Origin of the sequence: Aliirhizobium cellulosilyticum, from assembly GCF_014198105.1 — a bacterium.
Classification (GTDB): domain Bacteria; phylum Pseudomonadota; class Alphaproteobacteria; order Rhizobiales; family Rhizobiaceae; genus Neorhizobium; species Neorhizobium cellulosilyticum.
Map to the genome: position 1 here is coordinate 1750587 of NZ_JACIGW010000001.1, position 25202 is coordinate 1775788.

At 57.9% G+C, this 25202-nt stretch carries 40 protein-coding genes; 36 read left to right on the forward strand and 4 right to left on the reverse strand.

Annotation, left to right across the window (positions count from 1 at the left end):
- The first annotated feature begins 88 nt into the window (after nt 1-88).
- On the forward strand, nt 89-784 hold the full coding sequence (locus GGE33_RS08370) for a LexA family protein (RefSeq protein WP_183822046.1): 696 nt from the start codon (nt 89-91) through the stop codon (nt 782-784).
- A gap of 222 nt (nt 785-1006) precedes the next feature.
- A complete protein-coding gene (locus tag GGE33_RS27935; RefSeq protein ID WP_425486657.1) occupies nt 1007-1087 on the forward strand; it encodes a zinc ribbon domain-containing protein in 81 nt (26 codons plus the stop codon).
- On the opposite strand, the gene GGE33_RS08380 is transcribed toward GGE33_RS27935, so the two are convergent.
- Both GGE33_RS08380 and GGE33_RS08385 read right to left on the reverse strand, forming a co-directional pair.
- On the reverse strand, nt 1084-1386 hold the full coding sequence (locus GGE33_RS08380; RefSeq protein WP_183822050.1) for a hypothetical protein: 303 nt from the start codon (nt 1384-1386) through the stop codon (nt 1084-1086). The genes GGE33_RS27935 and GGE33_RS08380 overlap by 4 nt on opposite strands.
- Complete coding sequence (locus GGE33_RS08385; RefSeq protein ID WP_183822052.1) at nt 1379-1612, reverse strand: hypothetical protein; 234 nt, start codon at nt 1610-1612, stop codon at nt 1379-1381. Before GGE33_RS08385 ends, GGE33_RS08380 begins: the two co-directional genes overlap by 8 nt.
- A gap of 163 nt (nt 1613-1775) precedes the next feature.
- On the opposite strand from GGE33_RS08385, the gene GGE33_RS08390 reads away from it, so the two are divergent.
- The 22 genes from GGE33_RS08390 to GGE33_RS08490 all read left to right on the forward strand — a co-directional run bounded on the left by GGE33_RS08390 (nt 1776) and on the right by GGE33_RS08490 (nt 13297).
- The gene (locus GGE33_RS08390) at nt 1776-2129 is read left to right on the forward strand and encodes a hypothetical protein (RefSeq protein ID WP_183822054.1); all 354 of its coding nucleotides are present in this window, start codon (nt 1776-1778) and stop codon (nt 2127-2129) included.
- A gap of 6 nt (nt 2130-2135) precedes the next feature.
- Nucleotides 2136-2387, forward strand: coding sequence for a hypothetical protein (locus GGE33_RS08395; protein ID WP_183822056.1), 252 nt, complete (start codon nt 2136-2138; stop codon nt 2385-2387).
- A complete protein-coding gene (locus GGE33_RS08400) occupies nt 2380-2994 on the forward strand; it encodes a hypothetical protein (RefSeq protein ID WP_183822058.1) in 615 nt (204 codons plus the stop codon). Before GGE33_RS08395 ends, GGE33_RS08400 begins: the two co-directional genes overlap by 8 nt.
- The gene (locus GGE33_RS08405) at nt 2994-3242 is read left to right on the forward strand and encodes a hypothetical protein (RefSeq protein ID WP_183822060.1); all 249 of its coding nucleotides are present in this window, start codon (nt 2994-2996) and stop codon (nt 3240-3242) included. The genes GGE33_RS08400 and GGE33_RS08405 overlap by 1 nt, the downstream gene beginning before the upstream one ends.
- Complete coding sequence (locus GGE33_RS08410) at nt 3232-3492, forward strand: hypothetical protein (protein WP_183833718.1); 261 nt, start codon at nt 3232-3234, stop codon at nt 3490-3492. Before GGE33_RS08405 ends, GGE33_RS08410 begins: the two co-directional genes overlap by 11 nt.
- Nucleotides 3476-4477, forward strand: a complete 1002-nt coding sequence (locus GGE33_RS08415; RefSeq protein WP_183822064.1) for a hypothetical protein — start codon at nt 3476-3478, stop codon at nt 4475-4477. The genes GGE33_RS08410 and GGE33_RS08415 overlap by 17 nt, the downstream gene beginning before the upstream one ends.
- Nucleotides 4474-5451: a recombinase family protein gene (locus tag GGE33_RS08420; RefSeq protein WP_246435756.1), complete on the forward strand. Its 978-nt coding sequence runs from the start codon at nt 4474-4476 to the stop codon at nt 5449-5451. The genes GGE33_RS08415 and GGE33_RS08420 overlap by 4 nt, the downstream gene beginning before the upstream one ends.
- Nucleotide 5452: 1 nt before the next feature.
- Entirely contained in the window at nt 5453-5872 is a 420-nt protein-coding gene (locus tag GGE33_RS08425) for a recombination protein NinB (protein WP_183822065.1), read from the forward strand.
- Nucleotides 5869-6180, forward strand: coding sequence for a hypothetical protein (locus GGE33_RS08430; protein ID WP_183822067.1), 312 nt, complete (start codon nt 5869-5871; stop codon nt 6178-6180). Before GGE33_RS08425 ends, GGE33_RS08430 begins: the two co-directional genes overlap by 4 nt.
- Complete coding sequence (locus GGE33_RS27940) at nt 6177-6833, forward strand: HNH endonuclease signature motif containing protein (RefSeq protein WP_183822069.1); 657 nt, start codon at nt 6177-6179, stop codon at nt 6831-6833. The genes GGE33_RS08430 and GGE33_RS27940 overlap by 4 nt, the downstream gene beginning before the upstream one ends.
- Nucleotides 6830-7087 (forward strand): hypothetical protein, encoded by a 258-nt coding sequence (locus GGE33_RS08440; protein ID WP_183822072.1) that lies wholly within the window; start codon nt 6830-6832, stop codon nt 7085-7087. Before GGE33_RS27940 ends, GGE33_RS08440 begins: the two co-directional genes overlap by 4 nt.
- The gene (locus GGE33_RS08445; RefSeq protein WP_183822074.1) at nt 7084-7473 is read left to right on the forward strand and encodes an HNH endonuclease; all 390 of its coding nucleotides are present in this window, start codon (nt 7084-7086) and stop codon (nt 7471-7473) included. The genes GGE33_RS08440 and GGE33_RS08445 overlap by 4 nt, the downstream gene beginning before the upstream one ends.
- Nucleotides 7470-7688: a hypothetical protein gene (locus tag GGE33_RS08450; RefSeq protein WP_183822075.1), complete on the forward strand. Its 219-nt coding sequence runs from the start codon at nt 7470-7472 to the stop codon at nt 7686-7688. Before GGE33_RS08445 ends, GGE33_RS08450 begins: the two co-directional genes overlap by 4 nt.
- Nucleotides 7685-8275 (forward strand): hypothetical protein, encoded by a 591-nt coding sequence (locus GGE33_RS08455; RefSeq protein WP_183822077.1) that lies wholly within the window; start codon nt 7685-7687, stop codon nt 8273-8275. The genes GGE33_RS08450 and GGE33_RS08455 overlap by 4 nt, the downstream gene beginning before the upstream one ends.
- Complete coding sequence (locus tag GGE33_RS08460; protein ID WP_183822079.1) at nt 8265-8789, forward strand: DUF2829 domain-containing protein; 525 nt, start codon at nt 8265-8267, stop codon at nt 8787-8789. The genes GGE33_RS08455 and GGE33_RS08460 overlap by 11 nt, the downstream gene beginning before the upstream one ends.
- Nucleotides 8786-9301, forward strand: coding sequence for an RNA-binding protein (locus GGE33_RS08465; RefSeq protein WP_183822081.1), 516 nt, complete (start codon nt 8786-8788; stop codon nt 9299-9301). The genes GGE33_RS08460 and GGE33_RS08465 overlap by 4 nt, the downstream gene beginning before the upstream one ends.
- Before the next feature lie 92 nt (nt 9302-9393).
- Entirely contained in the window at nt 9394-9888 is a 495-nt protein-coding gene (locus tag GGE33_RS08470) for a helix-turn-helix domain-containing protein (RefSeq protein WP_183822083.1), read from the forward strand.
- Complete coding sequence (locus GGE33_RS08475) at nt 9888-10145, forward strand: hypothetical protein (RefSeq protein WP_183822085.1); 258 nt, start codon at nt 9888-9890, stop codon at nt 10143-10145. Before GGE33_RS08470 ends, GGE33_RS08475 begins: the two co-directional genes overlap by 1 nt.
- Nucleotides 10146-10150: 5 nt before the next feature.
- Nucleotides 10151-11314, forward strand: a complete 1164-nt coding sequence (locus tag GGE33_RS08480; protein ID WP_183833716.1) for a tyrosine-type recombinase/integrase — start codon at nt 10151-10153, stop codon at nt 11312-11314.
- Nucleotides 11298-11516 (forward strand): hypothetical protein, encoded by a 219-nt coding sequence (locus tag GGE33_RS27380; protein ID WP_210303580.1) that lies wholly within the window; start codon nt 11298-11300, stop codon nt 11514-11516. Before GGE33_RS08480 ends, GGE33_RS27380 begins: the two co-directional genes overlap by 17 nt.
- Before the next feature lie 109 nt (nt 11517-11625).
- Nucleotides 11626-11883, forward strand: a complete 258-nt coding sequence (locus tag GGE33_RS08485; RefSeq protein ID WP_183822088.1) for a DUF982 domain-containing protein — start codon at nt 11626-11628, stop codon at nt 11881-11883.
- 772 nt (nt 11884-12655) lie between these two features.
- Nucleotides 12656-13297 carry an exopolysaccharide biosynthesis protein gene (locus GGE33_RS08490; RefSeq protein ID WP_148146394.1) on the forward strand — a complete coding sequence of 214 codons (642 nt, stop codon included), beginning with the start codon at nt 12656-12658 and terminating at the stop codon, nt 13295-13297.
- Between the two features lie 67 nt (nt 13298-13364).
- On the opposite strand, the gene GGE33_RS08495 is transcribed toward GGE33_RS08490, so the two are convergent.
- The gene (locus GGE33_RS08495) at nt 13365-13538 is read right to left on the reverse strand and encodes a hypothetical protein (protein WP_183822090.1); all 174 of its coding nucleotides are present in this window, start codon (nt 13536-13538) and stop codon (nt 13365-13367) included.
- A 425-nt stretch (nt 13539-13963) separates the two neighbouring features.
- Here GGE33_RS08495 and GGE33_RS08500 point away from each other — a divergent pair, with 425 nt between their 5' ends.
- From GGE33_RS08500 to GGE33_RS08515, 4 genes are all read left to right on the forward strand, one after another.
- A complete protein-coding gene (locus GGE33_RS08500) occupies nt 13964-15187 on the forward strand; it encodes a tyrosine-type recombinase/integrase (RefSeq protein WP_183822092.1) in 1224 nt (407 codons plus the stop codon).
- 161 nt (nt 15188-15348) lie between these two features.
- Nucleotides 15349-15555 carry a helix-turn-helix transcriptional regulator gene (locus tag GGE33_RS08505; RefSeq protein WP_183822094.1) on the forward strand — a complete coding sequence of 69 codons (207 nt, stop codon included), beginning with the start codon at nt 15349-15351 and terminating at the stop codon, nt 15553-15555.
- A 74-nt stretch (nt 15556-15629) separates the two neighbouring features.
- The gene (locus tag GGE33_RS08510; protein WP_183822096.1) at nt 15630-15896 is read left to right on the forward strand and encodes a hypothetical protein; all 267 of its coding nucleotides are present in this window, start codon (nt 15630-15632) and stop codon (nt 15894-15896) included.
- A complete protein-coding gene (locus GGE33_RS08515; RefSeq protein ID WP_183822097.1) occupies nt 15874-17454 on the forward strand; it encodes an AAA family ATPase in 1581 nt (526 codons plus the stop codon). The genes GGE33_RS08510 and GGE33_RS08515 overlap by 23 nt, the downstream gene beginning before the upstream one ends.
- A gap of 156 nt (nt 17455-17610) precedes the next feature.
- Here GGE33_RS08515 and GGE33_RS08520 read toward each other — a convergent pair whose 3' ends face one another.
- Nucleotides 17611-18153, reverse strand: a complete 543-nt coding sequence (locus GGE33_RS08520; RefSeq protein ID WP_183822100.1) for a hypothetical protein — start codon at nt 18151-18153, stop codon at nt 17611-17613.
- A 1187-nt stretch (nt 18154-19340) separates the two neighbouring features.
- Here GGE33_RS08520 and GGE33_RS08525 point away from each other — a divergent pair.
- From GGE33_RS08525 to GGE33_RS08560, 8 genes are all read left to right on the forward strand, one after another.
- Nucleotides 19341-19652, forward strand: a complete 312-nt coding sequence (locus GGE33_RS08525; RefSeq protein WP_183822102.1) for a hypothetical protein — start codon at nt 19341-19343, stop codon at nt 19650-19652.
- Nucleotides 19649-20173: a hypothetical protein gene (locus GGE33_RS08530; protein ID WP_183822104.1), complete on the forward strand. Its 525-nt coding sequence runs from the start codon at nt 19649-19651 to the stop codon at nt 20171-20173. Before GGE33_RS08525 ends, GGE33_RS08530 begins: the two co-directional genes overlap by 4 nt.
- Nucleotides 20170-20733 carry a hypothetical protein gene (locus tag GGE33_RS08535; RefSeq protein WP_183822106.1) on the forward strand — a complete coding sequence of 188 codons (564 nt, stop codon included), beginning with the start codon at nt 20170-20172 and terminating at the stop codon, nt 20731-20733. The genes GGE33_RS08530 and GGE33_RS08535 overlap by 4 nt, the downstream gene beginning before the upstream one ends.
- Before the next feature lie 164 nt (nt 20734-20897).
- Complete coding sequence (locus GGE33_RS08540) at nt 20898-21392, forward strand: HK97 family phage prohead protease (RefSeq protein ID WP_183822108.1); 495 nt, start codon at nt 20898-20900, stop codon at nt 21390-21392.
- Between the two features lie 343 nt (nt 21393-21735).
- The gene (locus GGE33_RS08545) at nt 21736-23682 is read left to right on the forward strand and encodes a phage tail length tape measure family protein (RefSeq protein WP_183822110.1); all 1947 of its coding nucleotides are present in this window, start codon (nt 21736-21738) and stop codon (nt 23680-23682) included.
- Entirely contained in the window at nt 23679-24458 is a 780-nt protein-coding gene (locus GGE33_RS08550) for a hypothetical protein (protein WP_183822112.1), read from the forward strand. Before GGE33_RS08545 ends, GGE33_RS08550 begins: the two co-directional genes overlap by 4 nt.
- Nucleotides 24455-24664, forward strand: coding sequence for a hypothetical protein (locus GGE33_RS08555; RefSeq protein ID WP_183822114.1), 210 nt, complete (start codon nt 24455-24457; stop codon nt 24662-24664). Before GGE33_RS08550 ends, GGE33_RS08555 begins: the two co-directional genes overlap by 4 nt.
- Nucleotides 24661-25194, forward strand: a complete 534-nt coding sequence (locus tag GGE33_RS08560) for a hypothetical protein (RefSeq protein ID WP_183822116.1) — start codon at nt 24661-24663, stop codon at nt 25192-25194. Before GGE33_RS08555 ends, GGE33_RS08560 begins: the two co-directional genes overlap by 4 nt.
- The last annotated feature ends 8 nt before the right edge of the window (nt 25195-25202 follow it).

Genomic DNA, 25202 nt, shown 5'->3' on the forward strand with positions numbered 1-25202 from the left:
TAATGTACGATATTCATACAGACAAAGCAACAGGAAATGTACGATTTTGCTAAATGCATCTTTCAGCGCGCCGTGCGAAAATTGTACAATGAATGACGCACCTTCTGACATCTATCTGGACTGGATCCGGGAAGCCCTGAAACAGCCGGGCAAAACGCAGGTTGGCCTCGCAAACCACCTCGGCATCGCGCATCCGCAGATAACGCAGCTTTTGAAGGGCAAGCGGAAGCTGAAGGTGAACGAGATCCCGAAGATCGCCGCTTACCTTGAGGTCGAGCCGCCGGGCGGAGAAGTGAAGCCCTCAGAAGCGAAGTGGGTGCCGGCTCGTAAGGTGGGGACTGTTGCCGCTGGGCTGTTCCGAGAGGTCGATGAATTCGACCAGTCTGAACCGGAAGAAATTATTGTCCCTCGCGATGAGAACTTCCCGAACGCCAGGCAGCTAACCTTCGAGGTCGAAGGCGACAGCATGAATGAGTTGCGCCCTCGCCCGATCCTTCCCGGCGATACTGTCGTCTGCACTGCCTACGAGGACATCGCGCACCGTGTCGTGCTCCGAGACGGGATGGTCGTCGTCGTTGAGCGATCACGCGACAACGGTATGATGCGTGAATGGTCGGTGAAACAGATTGAGATCTACGAGGACAGGACGGAGTTTCACCCGAGGTCAAGCAACCCGAAACACAAGCCCATCGTCGTCAACCGTCAGTTTGATGCAGATGACGGCGTGAAAGTCGAGGTCATAGGGGTGGTGCGGATGGTGCTGAACACAATGCCGGGGTTTTGATGAATGGCTCTAGCGTTCGGGATTATCGCTTGGGCCACGTGCGCCATAGTCACAGCGATCATAGCGGGGTCGAGAGATAGAAATCCGTTCGCATGGCTGGCGATTGCCGCCGTGACTGGTATCTTTGGACTTATTCTCGTGCTGGCGTTGCCGCGCGCTATCTCCGCGCCATCCGGCAGCCATCATCCTCTTGTTGGCGCCGGGAGAAAAAGCAACCCGTCGATGACCGATTGCCCTGATTGTGGCGAACCAGTTTCTATCGCAGCCCGCGTCTGTGATCATTGCGGAACGCGCTTGGCCTAAGCGGCAAAGCTTCTATTCCCTTTCAGGTCGAAGTTACCGCAGGCATCGACGATCTCCTGCAGGAACCATCGCTTTGGCTGCTCACACATTCGGCTTTTGCCGTCGTCTCCAACGAAGTTCATGACCGGCAGAACGGTAAAGCAATCCTCATCTCCGACCGGAACGAACGGCCCGACCTTGAAGGTGTAACCGGGGAACTGGTAGCCGAGATAGGCAATCAGTCGCTCCTTGGCCGCATCGACTTTCTCCCGCTTGCTGAATGGCGGGACAATGATGAATTCCAGAACTTCCTTACTCATAGCGTGATCCTCCGCTGATCGCGAACAGGCGGCCGATCGAGCTATCGCAATGACCGCAATGAAATTTGACGCCGTCCAGATACCCCTCGCCTGCCAACTCGAGTGGATCGCTGGGGACATATTCGCCGGGCGGGATTTCAAGCTCTTTCGAACTTTCCCTTAGGCAGTTCTCGCACCTGATGTGCAGCCGAAGAGGCGACCGCTCCCTTACCATTGCCATGCCCATCTTGTTCTCCTTCTGTTCTTATGAAGCCAGAATGGCGAGCCTGAGTCGAGTCGTTTCTTCGCTGTACGATCAAAAATAGAAATGTACGTTTTTCATTCACTGCCACTTGACGGGTATGTATGATTTACGTACATTCACCTCATCACCAAATGAGGTCACGGCGATGCAAACCGCAGCAGACATCACAGCCACAGCACTGAGGGAAAACCTCAAGATCGTTGACGCGAAGGTCTTCCGGATCCGCCAGCGGACCGCGAAGGGACTGCGCTCTCCGAATGCTGCAGCGGCCTATGTCGAAACGCTCCGCGTCTGCCACGCTCTGCGCGTGAAGGGCATCGCCCTCGGTGCCAAAGGTCCGCTCTGGGCTGACCTCGAACCTACCCCTCTCAGAGACCAGCTTGTCGGCTTCACCGCCGAAGAGCGCAAGGAACGCGAGTGGAAAGGCGTCTTCGCCGGTTTCCCCTTCGAACCTGCCCAGCTGATCGCCCCCGTTCAATTCCTCGAAGCTGCGGAGTAATTCGCCATGAGCATCGCATCCCAGTTCAACGCCACAAAGGACTTGTACGAAGCCCTTGGCGACATGATCCACCCGGACCTTACCGTTCGCGCCATCGCATCCCGCAAGGCGGAGGAAGCTTTTCAGCGCCTCGTGAAGGCTCGCGGTGAAGAAGCCGACATCTCGCCGTCGATCGAGTTCGGCTCCGAAATCCCCGCCCTCACCACTGCCCGTCGTCCCGACATGAGCAGGAAGTCGAGGGAGAGCGCAAATGTCTGAGAACAACGACTTCTTCCATGACGACAGGATCTGGGCTCGCTTCTACCGCGACGGGAAAACGCTGCGGGAGATCAGCGAGGAATTCGATTGCTCGATATTCCAGCTTTCCCCTTGGTTGGTTGGCCCTCTGACAGACGCCGCATTCGAGGCCATCAAGGACAAAGGGGAAGCCCTCGCCGCCAAGGATGCGGAGATCGCAAAGCTGCGCTCTGATCGCAATCTCTTCAAGGGGAAATATCGCGCCCTCTTAAAGCTGGTCAGCAGAACTCGCGACAAGCTCGTCCATGTCACCGACCACATCGAGGACGAAGGTGATCGACGTTATTTCGGTAGCACCAATGACGCCGACGAGTTGGTCAGCCTTTTCCACACCATGGAATCATGGGTCTGGGACGCGGTTGACGAAACCAATCGCATGAAGAGCGACCCTTACGCTGACATCCGTGAGCAGCGCGCTCGCGCCGAGAAGGCAGAGGGCGCAATCGAAAAGCTTGCCGACAAGATCGAGGATCTGATCGCTGAGTTTGGCGACGATCCGAAAGCCGCTCTCGAATGCGTATCCGAGCATCTGCAGCTTCGGCGTCAACCAGTGCAGGAGGAAGTTTGATGCGCCTCACCTGCTCAACCTGCAACGGCGAAGGCGCGATCTTCAAGTCGCGCTACGGCGGTAACGACCCTGATGTCTGGCGCGACCGCGAATGCGAAGCCTGCAACGGAAGCGGCAATCAGGTCTGCGAGGCCCGTAGCTGCTCGGAGACGGCCGTCGCCTTCAACGACGATGGCGAAGCCCTCTGCGAGGACTGCCTTCTCGAATGGACGATCAGCGAGTTTGACCTGGAGGAAGATGATGCGTGATTGCTGCGCAGCCAATCAGTTCGACGGCGCCTGTGAGGACGGCAAGTGCAAGTCCTACACCGCTCGCGCCGCTGAGATCACCCAAGCCGAGCGCACGGTCATGGCGAAGCAGACCGCCTTCCCGTTCCTCGCGGTCTTCACCTTCGGGTTTTCCATCTCGGTCGCCGTCTTCGGCGCCCTCACCCTCGACGATCACTTCAAGCGCGAAGCGCTGATCAATCAGGAGAACGTTCATGTCGTCCAACGATAACGCATGGGCTTGGTGGCAAGCCGCCCTCGCCGGAAACTTCGGCCCGATCCACGACAGCGACCCACAGCAGGGTTTCTACCGTGTCCGGGACGGCAAGGACGGGCCTTTCCTTCCAGTTGCCATCTGGAATGATGGCGAGCGCTGGATCGCACTCCGCAACGGCAAGGAAACCGACGCCGCTGCGATCTGGACGTGGGTATGCCGCAACCCGATCACGGAAGACGCCTATGAGGCGGCGATGGTCGGCAAGGGCTGGGGGGATGAGCCGGAAACGGTTCGCGGTATGGGCGACAACTTGCCGACCGACCCTTTCGAGGCCTTGAAGCTGGAGTTCGCCGGTGAGCAGGAGCTTGCCGACACACTGCTCAAGTCCAAGGTCGAAACCCAGGATCAGGCGAACAAGATCGGCGTCCTGTCGAAACGCATCGCTGGCATCTCCAAGCGCGCTACCGATCTGCACAAGGTCGAAAAGCAGCCGCATCTAGACGCCGGTCGGAACGTCGACAACAAGTGGCGCGACCTCAAGGAAGAGCCGGACGCCCTGAGCAAGAAGCTCAAGCGCCATCTCGACGCCTACCTGCAGGAGCAGCAGCGGATAGAACTGGAACGGCAGCGCAAGGCGCGCGAGGAAGCCGAGCGCATCCAGCGTGAAGCCGACGCCGCCCGCATCGCCGCCGAAAAGGCGTCGGTCCAGAACGACAACAGCGCGGCGGAAGCTGCAGCCGAGGCCGAACGTCTGGCGCAGCAGGCGGCAGCCGCCGAGCGGGAAACGCAGGCCCGCAATGCCAGCGCCGGCCGAACTGGTGCCAAGGTTTCGCTTCGCACCTTCGTCTTTGCCGAGATCACCGACTACGAAAAGCTGCTTCTGGCCCTCAAAGATCGTCAGGAAATCCGCGAAGTCGTCGAGAGCGTTGCCAATCGCGCAGCGCGTTCCGGCGTCGAACAGCCGGGCATGGTCATCAAATCCGAACAGAGGGCCGCATGACCATGAACGCACACGTTCCAGCAACGCTCTCCGCCGGCGGTCAGGTCATGGCGATCGTGCCACAGACATTCGAGGAAACCATGCGCGTCTCGCGCGCCGTGGTGGCTTCTGGCCTCGCGCCTTCCGCTTTGATCGGGAAGAAGACCGGTGACGACGCCGCGGCTGCCGTGGCTGTCTGCATCATGTCTGGCGCCGAGCTTGGCCTCAAGCCGATGGTCAGCCTCCGCAGCTTTACCGTGATCAACGGTAAGCCTGCCCTCTATGGCGACGGCCTTATCAATGTCGTTCGCCAGTCTGGCAAGGTCGCCCTGCTCAAAACCGGCCACGAGATGCGCGATGGCCAGATGGTTGGCTACTGCCATGCCAAGCGGAACGATACGGGCGAGGAAAGCCGCGTCGAGTTCACGCAGGCGGAAGCCGAGCGCGCTGGCCTGTGGGACAATCGGCCGACTATCCGCAAGAAGGTCTGGGAAGATAACAAGCCGATCTGGAAGGAAGGACAGCCGAACGACGCGCCTTGGTACAAGTACCCCCAGCGCATGATCGCTTGGCGCGCGGCCGGCTACTGCCTCCGCGAGCTGTTCGGCGATGTCCTCGGCGGTATCCGCGATGAGTTCGAAGCTCGCGACATCGCGGACGCCGACGAGATGCGCGACGTGACGCCTGTATCCGAGAGCCGTCCGACGCCGCCCAAGCCACCCAAGCCGCCTGCCCCGCCGTCCGCAAAGACGATCGATGCCGAGCCGGCGCAGGATGCGCAACCGGCCGAGAACGAATTTGACCTCGGCGGCTACCTCGAGGAAATCGAGACGGCGCTCGGCAGCGCGACAGATGAAGCCAGTGTCGAAGAGATCTGGACCGACTTCGACGCGCCGGCCACTCTGGAAAGCGAAGGCCACGCAGACATGATCGACGCCGCGTTCTCTATCAAGGAACGCCGGCTCGCCCAGCTCCATCCGATGAACGGTGGCTGAAATGGGCCGTGCTCTCCTCGTCCTCGCCAACGACCGTTTCAAGCGCCGCGCTATCGAGTGGATAGAGAAAGCGCCATGGGAGACCCGCGTCGAGTTTAAAGGCCCGAAGCGCACCCTGCCGCAGAATGACCGGATGTGGGCCATGCTGACCGATCTATCGGTTCAGCTTTCCTGGCACGGTCAGAGGCTCGCGCCCGACGACTGGAAGCTCGTCATGCTCGACGCGCTGCGCCGGGAGACGCGGGAACAGCTTCGCATCGTCCCGAACACGGACGGGACCGGCTTCGTCAATCTCAGCACGTCGTCATCGGATTTGTCCAAGGACGAGATGACGACCCTCATTGAAATGATCTTCGCCTTCGGCGCCGAGCATGGCGTCGAATGGTCGGAGCCTCTGCAAGATAATCGAGGTGCAGCATGACCGAAGCAGCAAAGCATACGCCGGGGCCTTGGATCGTATCAGATTATTCCAAGTACCATGTCCAAAAGCCTAATCGGGGCCTTCTTTGCTCGACAGGCGTTGGCAATTCTTCGGGCCATTCGGACAGGTATGAGGATTACGCCAACGCTCGCCTTATCGCCGCCGCTCCTGATCTTCTGGAAGCGCTCAAAGAGGCGACGCTTGCTCTTGAGGGGTTCTCAAAGGGTGAAGGGGTCTTCAAGCCGATCGAACAGACAATCGTGATGTCTCGTGCCGCCATCGCCAAGGCGGAAGGCGGTGCGGCATGAGCACAGCACTCAATCTGTCAGGTAGGCGTTTTGGTAGCTGGTACGTGATTTCCGAGACATCGACGCGCAGAGGGGCGAGCAAAAAACCTGCTTGGCTTTGCAGATGCGATTGTGGCCGGGAGAGGTTCGTTTCCGCGTCTGCGTTGTCGGCAGGAGAATCCCGTAGCTGCGGCTGCAAGAAGGCCATCAACAGGCAGGCTTCTAGCCTTGATCGTATTTTTGATAATAGCATCCCTGAGCCCAACTCTGGTTGCTGGATATGGCTTGGACCAGTCCAACGAGCTGGAAAATACGGCACGATTTCTATCAGGAAAAGAAAGACCGGCGCGCATAGGCTTGCGCTGATGCTTGCCACCGGCCGAAGCGGCGATGGCCTTATGGCATGCCACAAATGTGACGTTCCTGCTTGCGTCAACCCCCAACATCTTTTCTGGGGCACGGCAAAAGAAAATCAGCAGGATAGCATCAGCAAGGGGCGAGCACGGCATTTTGGTGACGGTGCTCGATACGTCAACGCCAAGCTGCTTGAAAGCGATATCCCTATAATTCGCGCTGACAAGCGGAGAACTATCGACATAGCTCGCGCCTATGGAGTTTCGCGCACCACGATCAAAAGAATTCGAACTCGCCAAGTATGGGGGTCTGTAGCATGACTATAGTCCGCCAGCACGAGCGCCAGAAGCCTCGCAAGCCAGACGCATACATCGAGCGGCACCTAGACCTTATCGAGCGCCGCGCCGACCGCATCGCGTTTCTCAATTTCCGCGGTGTGGAAATCGTGAGCGCCAACGACGACCGCCTCGCGAAGCCCATAGCCGATCCGGTGCCCGGGCCGGGCCGAATGACCCTTGCCGAGATCGCCGCCCAGCTTATGGCGCTGGCGAAGAGAGCGGGGTACCGGGGATGACGGACGTCGGAACCACCAAGCGAAAATCGATGACGCCCGGCCGCCGCCTGCGGATCTTTGAAAACCACAAGGGCGTGTGCGTCACCTGCGGCCTGCCGATCAAGGTCGGAGAGCCTTGGTTCGTCGAGCATATCCGCGCCTTGGAGCTTGGCGGCGAAGACGTGGATGCCAACTGCGGACCAGCTCACCAGATCAGCTGCAAAGCCGTGAAGGATGCTGACGATCATCACCGGGCATCGAAAGCCAAGCGGGTGAAGCAGCGCCACATCGGCATCACCGCGCCGAAGCAGAAGATTGCCAGTCGCGGTTTCCCACAATCCACCAAGCCGAAAAACGAGCGCGCGCAACTGCCGCCGCGCCAGCTATATCGCGAGGAACAGGTATGACCCACGGAAGAGACAACCTACGCCCGCACGCCGAAGCACGCCTCGCCATGGCCTATTGGGGTGAGGAATACGCGGCCCAGAAAGGCGGTTGCATGGATTTCTGGGATGGCCTTTCGCCTTACGAAAAAGACCTCATCGCCCGCATGATCGATGAAACCCTCAAAGCCATGAAGGAAAACGGCAGAGCTGCCGACTGGAAAGGGATCCAGCCATGACACAGCAGGAAAAGACTTCTAACCCCGCGCACCAGACGCAAATGATGGGCAGCACCTGCCATCCCTATAAGAGATATGATGAGCACCCTGACGGCGGAGGAATGCGCGAAGATGAGCTTGGCGCATATGTTCGGTTCGAAGTGGTTGAACAGCTTTCGGGTCGGATCGCTAAGCTTGAGGACGACATGTGCCTAGCGTTGCTAGATGTCTTGGAAGAGCGCCACCGGCAAGTCTCGTCCGAAGGCTGGACGCCAGAGCATGATGATCAGCACGATGACTACAGCCTAGCGAAGGCAGCGAGCGTCTATGCGGCATGCGCGAGCGTTGATCGTCCCGATCGCGCGGTTATGGATCAGTTCGGCCTTGCAGGAACACCAACAGCAATTATTCGCAATTGGCCAACGACTTGGGACACCTCTTGGCTAAAGCCGACCAATCGCCGTCGCGACCTTGTGAAGGCGGTAGCCCTTCTGATCGCAGAGATCGAGCGCCTTGACCGCATCATGTTCCGTGAAGCGGAATCCATGAGCGACAGAACTTATTGGACCGGTTCCGAAGACGAACAGGAGCCTTTAGATGTCAAGTGAAGCCCTTAACAGCCTGCGGGAAACCTTACGACTTTTGATGTCTCGTCATGCCGGGGGCGAAAAACGGGAAGACACCTATAAAGACGGCTTCCAGCAGGGGTTGGCGGCAGCGATTGATGAAATCGACAAAATTCCCGCTACCCAATTCGTCGCTCTAGCTACCATCCCGCCTGATTGCGCGATCGGCGAATTCTACGGCTTCACTGAAACCACGACGTTGTACCGGCTCGTGCCGGAGGGTGCTCCACCTCCCTCGTCTCTTGGCGGATCAACCACACCTCACAAATCGGAAGAACCCCAAATGGTGAAATCTCACGAAGCAATCAAGGCTGTCCGCGACGGCCACCGCATCGCCCGTTCAGGCTGGAACGGTAAGGGTATGTATGTTTACCAGCACGAACCAAACGGCTTTAAGCCGGTCCTGATCCTGCGAACTGCCAAGGGGGAATACCAGCCGGGGTGGGTTTTCTCCCAGGAGGATGTGTTCTCCGATGACTGGGAGATCGTAGAATGAGCTTCTACGCCCTTACGGACAGCGATTGGTCTTGGGACGATGAAGGCGAAGGACGCGCCATAGTCGTTCATGCCGACACTCCGCAAGATGCCATACGCATCGCAACGGAAAAGCACATCGCAGAAAATCCCGGCGCTGGCGGCATCTGCTGGAAGATTGCCCGCCTCTGGGATGTCGGCTTCGAAATGGTCGAATGGGAGGATGATAACAAGCCGAAATACATTGGCTTCTGTCCTTACCCAGACGGATCGAACGGGCCGATGGACACGCCACCAGTGTCGACCGCATCTCTTCCTGACGGATACGATGATCTAGACACACCGCTCCAAAAGGCAGCGTCAGGGACAAACTACATGGGTTTCGCTGTGGAGTCGGTCACCTTCAGAGGGAGGAAGGCGACCATCGTTGATCGGGACTTTCCGATTGGGACGCCAATCACCGTTGCGGGTCCCATTTCCCCATCCCCTCAGACGAGCGCGCGGGGTATCACCCCTGTGGACGGTGCCAGATGAAAACATGTTCCGTATCTGGTTGCGAGCGTGCCCTTGAGGCAAAAGGCCTGTGCAGAGCCCATTACAGAAGGCTTCAGAGGCACGGAGATCCAATGGCTGGCAACGCGTCTCGTGGAGAGATGATTAAATACATCCGCGATGTGGTTTTAGCTTGCGATCAGGATGAATGTCTTATCTGGCCATTTAGTTTAGGACGCGGCATGCTGATGGTGGATGGCAAGCGAGTGAACGCTGCTAGATATGTTTGCACCATGGCCCATGGCGAGCCGCGCAATTCGAACATGCAGGCAGCCCATTCTTGCGGAAATGGCCACAAGTCATGCGTAAATAAAAGGCACATCAGGTGGGCGACACCTCGGGAGAACAGCCTAGATAAAATCGGCCACGGGACTCACCTCTCTGGCGAGAATGTCGGTACGGCAAAATTGTCGGATCGAGATATCGTAGCTATCCGCTGGCTCAGGCAAAAATCAGTATCCCGAGCAGATTTAGCGACAGCATTCGGAGTGAGCTATCAGCATATAGCGAGGATCGAACTGATGGAAACCCGTGTTCGCACTGTGAAGAACGGGGAAAGCGGGGACTGATGACAAACACGGTCGACCTGAACCGCAACGTTCCGCGCCTCGGTCTTAACCGCCTTGAGGTTGCCCAAGCCATTGGCGTCAGTGCCAACACCGTCGATGTGATGGTGGATGAGGGATTTTTGCCGAAGCCGCGAAAGTGGCACAGCCGCAAGGTCTGGCTGGTTGCCGAGATAGTCACCGCCATGGCATCTTGGCCGGAAGAAGGTATGCAAGCAGCTGGGGAGGCCGACGGCGAAGATTGGAGCATGTCGGCGTGAACGACATGGCCAATATCGATCTTCCTTATGTCGAGAAGAATAAAAGCCGTCACGACACGATGCGCTACTACTTGCGCATTGACGGCAAGCGCATCTGCAGGCTGCCAAACGATATCAATAGCGAGGAATTCGCGACCGCATATTGGAAGGCCAGAAAGGCAACAGAGAAGGCTGTCCAGCGCGAGGAACCCGCTCATCGCCTGATCCACTTGTCCGTAAAGCCAAACAGCTTCCAGTGGCTCTGCTTGGCCTATATGAAATCAACGTCCTTCACCAAGCTCGACGCAACCACACAGGCCCGGCGCCGATCGATCATGGAGTCGATGTGGATCGAGCCTCTGTCGCTATCTCCAGACGAGAAGCGCGTTGTTGCCGACATACCGATCAAAGCCATTAACGTCGGTCACATAGAAGCCCTCAGGGACAGGAAGAAGGATGTTCCATTCGCCGCAGACGAGCGGCTGAAGGTATTGCGCCAAGTCTTCGATACGAAAGATCCTACGGGGAAACCCTACACCGTCAACCACGCTCGCCTCGTCAAGGCGTTCCGAGTTCAATCCGACGGACACGCTACAGCGATGCCAGAGGATCTGGCAAAGTTCATCGAACACCACGGGGCAGAATCGAAGGCGGCGCTTTATATCTCGCTTGCGATGTACACAGGCCTTCGCGTGTCCGATTTGGCCGTCCTCGGCCCTCAGCACCGCCGCAAGGACACTTTCAAGTTCCGCCTGTTCAAAAACAGGAACCGGACGCCGGTCGACATCGAGATCGTGCTCCATCCGATCCTCGAGGCGGTTCTGTCGATGCACAAGGTCACCGCCCTCACCTATTTGGTGACAGAGTTCGGGAAGCCGTTCAGCGTGAAGGGATTGGGTAACCGGATCTCGGATTGGTTCAGACAGGCGGGAATGCCCCACCTGACATCGCATTCCGTCCGCAAGGGGGCAGCCACCGACGCCGCCCACAATGAGGCGACAGACAATATGCTCGAGGCGATGTTCGGCTGGAAGGATGGGAAGACGTCGAAGATCTACACCCGGCATGCCGAGCGTGCACGACTGGCAAGGCAGACGATATCGAAGATCAATTGGGATGGTGTGGGAGACAGGCTCCTGCCGGCGAATGACACCGAGGAAGGTGTGGCAGGGTGTGGCGGCGCTGATTGAAATTGCTTGGCATTTATTTCAGCCAAGTGTGGCACCGCGTTTTGGCAATCAATGGAAATCAATCAATTTAGGCACTCCGGGCGAGGCCTCCAATTTTCCCCGATATTTAAGTGGACATTGCCCCATATGGCAAAAGCCTCCTCATCGGTTAATTTCATTTATCTACAACATGTTAGCAATCGGTATCCGCGCCGAAACTTGAAATCGTGATCGCCTCTCCTGTCTGGCGAATTCGGAACACAATTTTGCAAGAATTTGGGAACCGAACCGAACGCAGCCCGTTTTCTGCGCCGCAAATAAAGGTGCAGGACATGGACGACAGGCACATCCAAGATACGATTCTCTGGTCAGAGCCCGTCAGGGTAAGGGTGGGCTACGGCTTTATAGAAACCATCAGGGGACCACGTGAAGCGCTCGAATACCTCAATTGGCGCTGGCCGGTTCGCTACGGTGACTATTACGCAAAAGCGCTGAATGAATGCGCAGCATGTCTGCAAAGACGGGTTCCGCTCGACGAGGTCAGGGAAACCTTTATCCTCGCCAGCATTGAGGCAAAGATGCTTGGATGAACGCTCAACAAGCGAGCTCTTCTTAACTGAATATTTACACTCCCCGTTAGTCCATTTTTTAAAGCGCGCCACCTAATCATGTCGTTAGCGGCGATGTTGCCGTAACCTTTTATTTCGGAAGGATCGCCATGACGGCGATGATCGACATGAAACTGACTTTTTCAGACGCCTTCGCGGCGCTCGCGACTATCATATCGCTCTCCAGCATCCTGTATGTGCTCCACATGGTGCTTGCGCTCTTCTAGCCAATTCCCCCTGCCCGACCTCCCGCGACTGAGAACAAACGCCGCTGAATCATTCCTCGCGGGCAAGCCATACAGCAGCAAAAAACGGCAGGGAGCCGGAGCACCTTGGTGCGCCGCTCACTTGGCGACCAACTCTCTTGAAGCGCCCTCACCGGTAAATTCGGCAAGATCCGCATACTGCGTCCTTTTGCCGGGTAACATATTTTTGCGTCGGGACGGCGTTGGTGATAAAATGGTTGTGTACCAGGCGGGGAAGGCGTCGGGTATCGGATATGCAGCAGGAGGAGGCTGGCATGCATTACGTCGAATTTTTCACATCCATCAATCCCATCGTGTTGGGCGTATTAGCCGTGGTGGTCGTTTGCGGTATCTATGACCACTGGCTGGAGACCCATCACAAGTAGCAAAACCACGGACATATGCCGCACTTCGCTCTCCATCTCGCGCGAGAGTAGGAGCTTCGGGTTTGCTTGACTGGCTGTTCCTGATATCCATTGCCTCCTCTGCGGCGGCAATGGAGTACTATTTTGCAGGCAAAATTCGACTTTCAGGATACCAGCACCTCCCTCAGCGAAACTCTCCGAGGTCTTATCAAAGGCATTCAGGGACCAACTGTATCGTTGCGGGATCTGATGGAGCGGATTGGAGAACAGGGACTACTGCTCGTCTGCGCCGTCGCCGCCCTGCCCTTTCTTATTCCGGTCTCCATTCCCGGCGTCAGCACGGTGTTCGGCGCTGCCATCATTCTGATCAGCATTTCAATCACACTGAACCGGATGCCCTGGCTTCCGGCAAAGATTTTGGATCGCGAACTGGACACGAAAAAACTTCTGCCTGCGCTGGATAAAGGCGCAAACATCGTGTCGCGCCTCGACCGCTTCCTCAAGCCGCGCTTGCGGGCGCTAACGACCGGAACCACCGTCAACCGACTGAACGGACTTGCCATCACTCTTGCCGGCGTACTTCTAATGTTTCCGTTAGGGCTTATACCGTTCTCAAATACACTTCCCGGCATAGCCATACTCCTGCTTTCTGCAGGCATACTCCAGCGAGACGGCGCGATCGTACTTGTAGGCCATTTATTCAACGTGATTACGATCGTCTATTTTGGCATTCTTGCCTACGCAGCTTTCAGTGCCGGCCAAGGCCTCGCGACCTTTTTCAGCTGACCAGATCAGCCCTCCTTCGTTGAGCAGAGAAGAATTCCGGCGTGGTATGGCACAGCCAGGCCGGAACCTATTGCAGGTCTAATCTCAACTGTATTCCCTTGGGAATTTTCGGCTTGCGTAGCGAGGCTATCTGTACCCGCTCGTAAACTTCCTTGCGCTGCTTATCATGTCGCTCCCGCAAAGCACGGGAGGCAGCGACCATGGCAAGCGCACGTTCAGCGACATCTTCGGCACGTTTCATCTGCACCTCCATAATGTTCACCTTACGTTCTATTATTTTTTTCGAGAAAAGTCAAGAACAGAACAGGCCATGCTGAATCGCTGTGCATCTGAAAGGCAGGGAGAGCCCGCCGTGGTCTTTCAAGACAAAGCTTCGGATCTGCTGGCGTGCAATAAATGATCATTAGCCATGCACGGCAACGACACAGAAAATATAATGGAAAAGGATATGAAATAAAAAAGCCCTGTTTTCATGGATATCCACGAAAACAGGGCTTCTTTGAATTTGGCTCCCCGGGCCGGATAATTTTTAGTAACTTTACTGCTCGATAGCGACAACCGTCGCACTCCAAAACCGTTTTCTTTCAATGGCTTACTTGACCATTCCGACCACGATGCGCATATATAGCGCATACCCCAATAGCGGGGAAATTGTGGGGAAGATTAATGGGGAGCCATACTCGTAACGTTCTTACTGTGAAGTCTATCGCTGCTAGTAAGGCCACCAAGCTGCGCGATGGCGGCGGCCTGTATCTCGTCGCCAAGGGTAACGGTCGCTATTGGATGTTCAACTACACCTTTGCCGGCCTGCGGCGCGAGATGGGTATTGGTCCGCTCCACACAATCGGCCTCGCTGAAGCACGTGAGAAATGCGAGGACGCGCGGAAACTGATTCGCACGGGCGTTGACCCACTGGCGGCCAAACGCGAGGCAGAGGAGGCCTCACCCAGCGCGATGACGTTCGGAGCCTATGCCGACGACTTCATCGATGCGGCCGTAAAGGCTGGCCGCTGGCGCGGAGGTAAGACGGAAGCACGCTGGCGTAATCTACTCGGCAATCACGCAAAGGATATCCGCTCTAAGGCTATCGGCGGCATCCGCGTGGCGGACGTAGTGAAGGTCATCAAGCCGCTATGGGGCGAAAAACAGGAAACCGCGGAGAAGCTGCGCGAGGCGATTGAGCGTGTTCTTGACGCGGCCAAGGTCGAGGGGCATCGCTCCGGTGATAATCCGGCAGCCTGGAAAGGCAACCTCGAACATGTCCTCCACAAGCCTAACGAGCTTGTCGCACGCAACCATCACGCGGCCATGCCTCACGCCGACGTGCCCGCCTTCATGAAGAAGCTGGCCAAGGTAAGCGGCGTCAGCGCTCGCGCGCTGGAATTGACGATACTCACCGGCGTTCGCAGCGGCGAAACGCGAGGCGCGGTCTGGCCGGAATTCGATCTTGATGCGAAGGTTTGGACTATTCCAGCAATCCGCATGAAGGGCGGCAAGATACACCGCGTGCCGCTGTCGGACGAGGCAACTGCGCTCCTGAAAAAGATGGAGGAACAGTCGGTCAACGACTACGTCTTCCCTGGTGTCCGGCACAAGAAGCCTCTGTCGGATGCCTCACTGGCGAAGGCGCTGGACACTGCGGGCGGCGGAGTGTTCACGGTCCATGGCTTCAGGTCGACTTTCCGCGACTGGGCAACCGAGGTAGCACATGCACCGCGAGAGATTGCCGAGGCCGCCCTCGCTCATGCTGTTGGCGATAAGGTCGAGCAGTCCTACGCAAGGTCGGATGCGCTGGAGCGTCGCCGTCAGTTAATGCAGCAATGGGCAAACCACTGCATGACCGAGCCGGCAGCCATTGATGGTGAACCGCTCCACAGAAATGCGGCGTGACTTTTACGACCATATCGCCTATATATTGATTGTCGCTGAGCGACCTGCAACCGGCGGGAACCCCGCCATGATCTGCTAGGCAGATCCAACCTCTAATCCGGCAATGCCGGCCTTCACCTTTTTACGTGATTGATCTGGCCGAGTGCCGGAAGAGGAGAACTATGACACCTTCAAATGACAATACCCCTGCCCTCGTCAGCTTGAACGAGGCTTGCCGCCTTACGTCCATGTCCCGCACCATGCTGAACCGCTACCGCGCCGAAGGGCGGTTTCCTGTGGCGCTCGAATTGGGCGAGCGCCGAATTGCGTTCGTTCGGTCCGAGGTCGCCGCTTGGATTCAGGCGAAGATCGACGCGCGCGCCGCCTGATCAACATCACCAACCAGTGACACAACCACCTGCCGGCCCTCGCCGGCGGGCTATCTCATCGTGGAAGGAGACCAATGCAGATCACCGACTTCAAAACTATAGACGAACCGAGCGGCGGCCATAGAGCCATTGCGGTCTTTGACCTCGAGCTTACCGATGAATGCCGCCTCTACGGCTTGCGGCTTCTCCGAATGCGCGACGGTCGCTTGCTGACATTTGCGCCGCAGTCTGGATATCGCCGTGTCGCGAGCTTCGCGACGCCACTGGCTGAACGCATCACCCGACTTGCTCTTGACCAATATGAGGCACTGACCGCCTATGACCGCATCCGCGCAGCCTAAGCCAGATCCCCGCGAAGAAGCTTGGACAATCCATCGCGAACTCTGCCACATGCTCTCCGGCGACTCGGTACTCATCCCCTTCGCTGACGGCGAACCAGATTGGAGTACAACCAACCGGGACACAGTCGAAAAAGTCAATGATTGGGCCGACTTCGAAGAAACAGACATTCCCCGCCTAGCGATCCTGACTGATGGCTTCCAGCGATTTATTGGCAAGGGCGAGGACGTTTCCGTCGTAACGCTCTGGCGGGCTGGCACGCCTATCATTCAGCAGATTGGTGGTGAGCCCTGCATCAGGGCCGTCGACGCCATCATGGATGCCGTCATCGATGACATTCCTTTAGCTGATGTACTGCCCACTGCAGACCCACGTCATGAGATGCCCGACCTCACGCCGATGGAGCGAAAATTGTCCGAAATCGGCGATCGGCTTGCGAAACCGCCGACCGCCGCGAACGACAACAACCCCCAAAAGCAAGAGCCTGCGGTCCGCGAGATCGGTGTTGTTAATCCGGTGCACTGGCACGGCGAGGAGGTCCCAGAGCGCGAATGGTATGCAACTGACCTCATCCCGATGCGACAGGTCACGATTATCTCTGGCGATGGTGGCGTCGGCAAATCACTCCTCGCGCTACAAATTGGTGCCGCGGGTTGCATGGGATCTGAAACGCTCGGTATGACCTTTCTTGGCGGTCGGACGCTGTATCTCGGCGCTGAGGATGAAGCTGAAGAATTCCACCGGCGACTTCTCGATATCGTCAGCGCGCACGGAAAGACTCTCGCCGACCTTGAGGACTTCCGGCTCGTGCCTTTGGCCGGGATGGATGCCCTACTAGCCATTCCAGACAACAAAGGGGTGATGCAACCGACCCCGCTTTGGAAGTCGGTCGAAGAATATGCCGAAGGTTTCAAGCCTAAGCTAGTCGTGCTCGACACCGTGGCCGACCTCTTCGGCGGCGATGAGATCAAGCGCGGCCAGGCGCGCCAGTTCATCTCGATGCTTCGGCATCTAGCCATCAAGATCGACTGCGCCGTTGTCCTTCTTGCTCACCCATCTGTGCAAGGTATGCAGACTGGCACCGGATCCTCAGGCTCGACCGGATGGAGCAACAGTTCGCGTAGTCGCCTCTACATGACGAGGCCTGACGATAAGGGAGCTGACGCGGACCTGCGCGTGCTGAGGACGATGAAAATCAACTACGGCAAGGTCGGCGGCGAGATCACCATCCGATGGAAAGATGGATCATTCGAGCTCGACGACGGCAAGCCGGCCGCCGGATCTATGATGCTGGCGGCACGCGCCGAGGCCATCTTCCGTGACCTTCTATCAATGTTCAATCGGCAGGGTCGCAGCGTATGTCACGTACCAGGGACAACGTATGCTCCGGCTATGATGGCGAAGATGCCTGAAGCTGAGGGCGTCCCGAAGGCTAGGTTCGTCGACGCGATGAATGCCTTGCTGCGGTCAGGTGATATAAAGATCGTGGTGGAAGGCCCACCATCGAGGCCTCGGCAGCGGCTGATTTTGGCGTCGGAAGACTTCGGCGGAGGCAATTAAAGGCGGTTCCACCAACCGTTCCACCTCGCTTCCACCAGTGTTCCACCACCTTCCACCAACCGTTCCACCCCTCCCCCTTATACCCCCACAGGGGTGGAACCACCCCGGTGCCGGTGGAAGCCGGCACGGCGCTTCCACGCCCCTGTATGATGTTGTTCAGCCAATGAGCCAGATGATCGGCTTCACGAAAATCGCGCTGAGCTGCAACCCGGTACCCCACACGATTGCGAGTAAGCCACGTCTAGCCGCCTTCGACGAGTTCAGAAGATTACGAACTGCCGGAAGCTTCAAATTTTCTTCTTTGGTTGCTGCCGCATAGCGGGCAACGCCTATGGTGATTGCATCGTTATCGGTAAGAATGACAGCCTTGGCTGTTATTCCGGCCCCTATCGCAGTGAGGAGCAAACCGATTGACACGAAAACATCAGATGCCACGGCTAGCCAAGTAGCGCCGCCTGCGTTCAAGATACTGCTCACAATTGCTCCTCGATTGACGATAGCGTCTGCGCCGCCCAACGTGCAGAATGCAGAAGCGAACCCCGTTGTTATGGCGGCCCAGTGGGTGACATTCAGGCCGGTAGTGTGCGGGCTTTTACCAATCCAGACCTGAGGGTCCCAAAGCATAGCAACATTGGCATTGTGATCGTAGTTATTGCTGTGCATTGACCAGTTCACCCAAGTGATGAACCCAGTCAGCATGGCCAAAAGTAGCCAGCGACAAACCACCACACTGCAGCCGCGTACCCATTGAGCAGCTCAGGTTTGTCAGCTACGTCTCCTAAGAACGTAAAGAGGCCGAATAGCGCGCTTCCATGCATAAGAAACAGACTGGCCAGAAGCCAACGACCATACTCTGCGGAGAGTGTGAACGTTACCCTCTGGCTCTCTTTTAGATCGTGATAGACGGCCGCAGCGCTTTGCTGCCTATCCATCATCCACTTCTTATCTGTCGAATCGGTCATGCCCCACCTGTACTAACCCAGATGGAGAATACTGTGTGTCAATCAGATACGACTAGGAGGGGGCGATCATTTCTCCACAGACGAATCTTCGCCTACCGGCGGTGTCCAAAACAACGAGTGCTAATACAGTTTTTTCCCTCCCGCGTGCGCAAGCGCGCGAGAAATCATTGAGGTTTTTGGCCTCAAAGTGGAAAAATTCGCGCTTAGTGCCGCAATCAATGATATTTCTACCGCTTAGTTGGCAGAAACAGCAATGGCCATGGTGTGTACATATGAAGGGTCCACTTACTGCATCAGCCGTGGTGTGGATCTATGAGGGGACGAACGTAATAGTTGCTAATCCGCCACACCTAGCTTGCTCCCGTATTCCGGGGAGCTAGTTTGTTTGGCCGAAAGGTGTGCAAAACGCGAAGTTGTCACCTGTATATGTGAAGGGCGCGAAAAATCGTGCCACGCTACAGCGTATCTTTATGGATGAGTACGAACTCAAACGGCCTGCTGAGCGGTAATAATGGGGTACGCTGAAAAATCAGCATACCCATGTGCCTTTTCGTGCCGCGTTCTTGCGTACTCCTATGGAGAGATCTGCGCGCCGTCGCACCACGCGCACTCAGGTCACCAATGGGTGAGAGCCCATTTCAGTTTTCCCATTCGGCACGCCCATGCCGAAGCCGTCCACCTTGCCCTCACAGGGTGAAAGCGTTGCGCCTACCATCGTAGCGCCCGACGGCAACCTTTTCGTTGACGGCGGATGTAACCGCAGCGACTAGATCCCTTGTCTGCCGACAAGGTCGATCGACCCTGCCGCCGACACGGCGCGCGGCGGGGTTCCGTTTCCAGTGGGTGGTTGAAAGGGCGTCGGCGAAAGCCGGCGTCTTTTTTATTGCCCTGTCATTCAACATTCCAAAAAGTATGGAGAACCCAATGCCGCTATCTGGCGTGCATATCGTTGCCGGCTATCCTGGCTCCAGTCAGCCCGATAAGCAGCAACCCATCCTCGGCAAAATAGCCTGGTCGGAATCGCCGGCTACCGGCGTAGCGACGACCAATACCGCACCGGCTGTCGGTGACGCCCTCGGCCAGCCTATATTCCGGCTGCGCTCTTCCGCCGATGCCTACTTTGCGATCGGCAAGACACCGAATCCGTCGATGAGCCCGCGCGTTTTCGTGCCAGCGAACACCGACGTCGACATCTACGTCGACACTGGCGACAAGGCCGCATGGGTGGCTGCATGAAGACCGTAACCCTCGCCGACGCCATTGCCGCTCTCGAGCGCCGCATTGGCTTCCGCCGCGGCCGTCTAGTTGCGGTTTCGCAGCGCCTGCAACAGGCCAGCCTCATTCCGACCGGCGCACCGCGCACGGCTCCGCAGCTGAACCTTGCGGACGTTGTCGCGCTTGTGGTCGCCTATGCGGCCGACGCTCCCCTCCACCTGTCTGCAAGGTCGGTCGAGACGTACATCGGCCTGACCCCAGACGGGGCTGACGTGACCGGAGCACCCGCTGGCTACTGCAAAACCGCCGGCGACGAGCTGCTGGCTATCGCCGAGATGTACGACGATGCCGACCTTCGCAGGCTCCGCTTCGAATTCGTTTCAAGCTGGCCGGAAGTTGCAATCCACTTCGACGGCGGCGGTATCCACCGCTTCCTCAAACTTGGCGCTCTGCCCGGCCACTGGCAGTACTCCGGGCATCGAAAATCCATCGTCATCAACGGCGCAGCTATGGCCGACGTCATCAAGGATCTATTCGCATGAAATTCAATAAATCCACCCCATTCCGCGTGCCGACCCTAGCCGAAGCAGACGCCGATTACGCGGCCATGGAAGCCAAACTCGCCGAGCTTGCAACCGAGGCCAGCCGCACAAACGCTGAGATCGATGAGCTCGCAGCCGATATTATCGCTCGCCCTGCCCCAAGGATACAGGCAGGCGTTGCCGCTCTTCTCGGCGAGACCGTCGACCAGACCCTTGCTAGCCGACCAGCAAAGCTCGCTGAACTGCGCAAGCATGCCGCTGACGTAGATGCCGCTATCGAGATCATACGACGCCGTATGCGTGACCGCCAAGCACAGGCGAGCGTAGCAGCATGTGCTGTCGTCCGTGCCGAATACGGAAAGCGGATCTCGGCTTTGGTCGAAGCGCTCGACGCGGTTCACGCCGCCCGCCTCCATGCCGATGCCCTGCTCGACGGTCTGGAGAACGAGGGCGTGCAAATCACATACTTACCTGCCGTCCGCGCAAACTTCCTCGGCGAGCGGAACGACGGACACATCCACCGCTTCAGGCGAGAAGCCGCGGAGGCTGGTTATGTCTGAACGCCGCGAGTATGACATCCGTCCAGCCGACAACGGCCGCCCCGCCCTCCGATCCGTGAAACTACCGGGCGAACAGCGCCACACAGGGCGCTCTGAGAGCGCGAAAGCAATCGCGCGGCGCCTTGCCATCTCCAAGCGTGAGAAGGCTTTAGCGGAGCGCGCGAGTGGCTGATGTAAGCGGGTATGCGGTGCAATGGGGGCGGCCGGCAGTCATTGCCGGACTTTTCGAAGAGCGCTTCGCCCGCGGCGCGTTTGATCGGAGCCTAGTTGATCATCCCGACGTTGCAGTTCTTTGGGGGCACGACAGCACCAAACCTCTAGCGAGGGTCTCGAATGGCAGCCTAAAACTCCGGTCTGACAATATTGGCCTTTTCTACACCTTCGCACCCGACGAGAAGTCGCCTATGGGCCAAGAGGCGTTGGCGAGCGTGCGGTCTGGCCTCGTCAATGAAGTGTCAGTCGGCTTTTCCTCGATCGAGGAGGAATGGGACGACAGCGGTAAGCTCCCAAAGCGGCTGATCACTCGCGCTTTTTTGGCGGAGGTCAGCATCGTTCTCTGGGGCGCTTACGGGAAATCGACGAGCGCCGAGGTTGTCGACCGGCGATCCGCCGCCGCCCAGCGCGCACAAGCGAAGATGAAATCGCGTGGCATCACCTGACATCGAATCCATCCGCGCACTTTACCAAACCAACACCTGGCGCAGGCTCCGACGCCGGCACATCGAGGCACATCCGCTTTGTCAGGTCTGCATTGAAGATGAGATCGTCGAGGTTGCCACTGCCGTAAGCCACCTCTCTCGGCACGACGGCGATCCGGCATTGTTCTTCGACGCGGATCAGCTGGTCAGCCTATGCCGTCCTCACCAAGAGTCGGCGCGGGCGGCGAAGGGCCTCTAGGGGCGGTCAGAGGTCGGGCCGAGTGCCGGCTCGACTACCGCTCGGCCTCATTCGCGTACATTCCCACAATTCAAATGTTGACCCCTAATGGGTCTAGGAGGCCCTATGGCCACTGATAACACCGATGACCTGATCATCAGTATCTCCACCGACCAGGCCACTTTGCGCCGGTCGATTCAGCGCATTGAGAGAGATCTCGGCGGCCTCGCAGGCAGCGTAAAAAAGCAGTTCGATAACGTCGGAAAGACAGTCGACAACTCCCTAACCAGCTCTCTGCAGAACCGCATCAACGCTATGACGGGCGTCGCTACCAAGGCGGCGAAAGAGTGGACAGGTGCGCTCGCTGATCAAGGCGCCGAGCTCGAACGGTTGCGTGCTCGCTACTCACCGCTGTTCAATACCATAAACGGTTACAAATCGGCAGTTGCAGATATCCGTCGTGCCCATGCGCTCGGTGCCATCTCATCTAACGAGATGGCCGCGGCCATCAGCCGGGAACGACAGGCCGCGTTGGCGGCAACTGCAGCGATCAAAGGCAGAAACAGGGCACTTGTTGAGACGCCCGCGACGCCTTCGGTTCGTGGCGCCGGCTCTGGGTCGTTCCAGACCGGCAATATCGCCGCACAGTTTCAGGATATCGGCGTTACCGCGTTCGGCGGCATGAACCCGATGACCATCGCGCTGCAACAGGGCACTCAGCTTTCTGCCGTCCTGTCGCAGATGCGAGGCGAAGGGCAGTCTTCCGGTCGAGCACTCGCGGGGGCATTCGCCTCGATTGTTAGCCCGCTGTCTCTCGTCACCATCGGCCTTGTTGCCGGCTCAGCTGCTTTGATCCAGTATTTCACCTCCGGTGATGACCAGGCCGAAAAACTGAAGGTTCAACTCGAAGCGCAAGTAACGCTCATCGAAACCGTCGCTCAGCGATGGGGTGACGCCTATCCAGCCTTGAAAGCTTACTCCGATGAGCTTGTACGGGCACGGGACGCCGGGCAGCTACAGGACGCGCAGTCTGCTGCGACGACTCGCCTTTACCAGGATCAGGCCGCGGCGCTCGATCAACTCGTGAAGATTTCCCCAGAGGTCTCGCGCGCTCTCCGAGACGCGACATCGCCGGAGGCGGCCACATCGGCCATTGCTTATGAGCAGGCTATCGCAGACATGCGGAAGTCGCTGGAAGACGGCAAGGATCCTTCGGACGCATTCGGCCGAGCGACGCAAGCCTTGGCGACAATCATCGAAGCCACCGGTAGCAAGGCACTTAAAGGTTACGGCGACCAGTTCGATATCCTCGCCGGCAAAATTGAGACCGCCACAGGCAAGGCGGCCGCATTTCGAATGGAGCTTCCACCGCTCGGCACTCTTGGCGAAACGTGGTCCGAAGGCGGAAAGTTATACACCAGCGAGCAGTTCCAGCCGGTCAACCCAGGCGTCCCGACTCGTCGGCCGCTCGTCGAGCTGGAAGGCCTGCCAGGTGCTGCCGGTGCCGATAAAAAGTCCGAGACTGCAGCCCAGCGTGCCGCCAATGCATACCGCGACCTGATCAAGTCCGCGGACGACCGTATCGCCCAGATGCAGCTCGAGGCTGCCCTTCTAGGCAAATTCGGGAATGAAGCTGATGCGGCCCGTTTTAAACTCGACCTGTTGCAGCAGGCCGAGGACAAGGGACGTTCCCTAAATGACGCACAGCGCGCCGAGGTCGAAAAGAAGGTTGAGATTTACGGCCGATATGCCGACCAGCTTGCGAAAGCCAAACTGCAACAGGATCTCCTGGAACAGCGACGCTTTAGTTCGATGTCGTCGACCGACCAGCAGGTGGTGACGACACTCAAACAGTATGGTCTTTCCACCGACCTCAACAGCCCCGAAGCAGGCCAGATCCGCAAGTCACTTCGGGATGAATCCTTCCGTGACGATATCAAATCGTTCGCCTCGGACTTCTCGAACGGCGTTCTTCAGAACGGGGGCGGCATTGGCAAGGCGCTTGCCGACAGCATTCAACGGCCGATCCTGGGGCCGCAAGTCAATTTCACAATGAAGTGGAGCCGCGCATGAGCGCATTCGTCTATCTGACCGCACCTGACCAATCGGCGGCTTACCTCTTTGCAGACGGCGCCGGCTACGACACCAACGGCGTCGTCGGAAACTTTACGCAAAAGATTGCCTGCGGCCAGGTCGCCCCGATTGCCATCACGGCGGTCGGTCACCAGGTACTGGGCGACAAGATGAAAGACTTTCTGATCAAGCAGGCCGACCGCTGGGGAATCGACGAGTTCGTCGACAACTTCTTGCCTGCCTTCCTTCGGGAGACGGCGCTTGTGTATGCCGAGCACCAGCAGCACGAGGTGCAGAACGTCGCGATTTTGATCTCGGCGTGGAGTGAAACCAAGGGCGGCTTCCGCCTTGGCTTCCAGACGATGGACGAACTGCGCGATGACGTTACCGTCAGAGCATTCGAACCAAACATCGATCGTGAGTGCACCATGCGCGGAGCGAAGATGGAAGTGATGGATCTAGTCACCATCGCTCGACCTCTCGTACCAGGCGAAACCGTGGAAAGCTACGCACGGTACTTCGGCAAGGCTGTTCTTTCACGCATGCGTGAGATCCCCGGCCTCCCGATGTACCTGAAGGACACTGATGCGAAGCCTCGCTACCAGATCGGCGGGCACATCGACATGGCGACGGTCGACAAGGACGGCGCGCGGATCGAGCGCATTCATGTCTGGGATGACAAGGTCGGCCAGATGATCGACCCGTCAGTCGACCACAAGACGGTCGTGCCGCTCATGAACCGCAAGGCTCGTCGGGCGCTGCGAGGTGCGGCGTGAGCATCCATCATCGCATGATGCTGCAACGGTATGGCCTCGGCCATACCAGCAGCCTCTACAGCCAAGTCGTATTCGATCCGATTTTCACACCGTTGTTCACGGCCATCATCGGAAACGTCACGATCGGCGCTACCGGCATCACCGTCGCGTCTGTTGCTTCGGCGATCACCGTGACAGCCCTTACCGGAGGAATCATCGTCCGATGACGGCCATCAACGTTATCCTTACCCCGGAATACGCCGTCATTGTCAGCGACACCTTGGCGCGCGCAGCAGGTAATCCTGACTTTCACGTCGCCAAGGTAATGCCTTGCCCGCATATGCGGCTGGCGGTTGCCACACGCGGCAGGATGGATGCCATCTCGAAAGTAGTCGGCGCGATCTCCGTCGGCGCATTCGACTACGATAGCTGCCGGGCCTTCCTAGCTGGCACGTATCCCCAGCTAGGCCTGGACGAGGTGGAAATCGTCGTTGCAGGTTGGTCCGCAAAAGGTCCGGCGGCCTTCATCATTTCGGCCGCGAACACCGGCGGCAAGGTCATGGACATTCAGCACGTCCTGATCACGCCAACCGTTCCCAAGGAAGTCGCCGACGCCTTCTCCGCTGATCCAATCGTACTGATGCCCGATCTCCTCAAAAGTCAGGCGAATTCACCCGACGTCGGCGGCTTCATGAACGTCACCCAGATCGGCGAGCACGTCATAGAGACCTACACCGCCGGCCCCATCAGCGCCTAAGCGCTCAC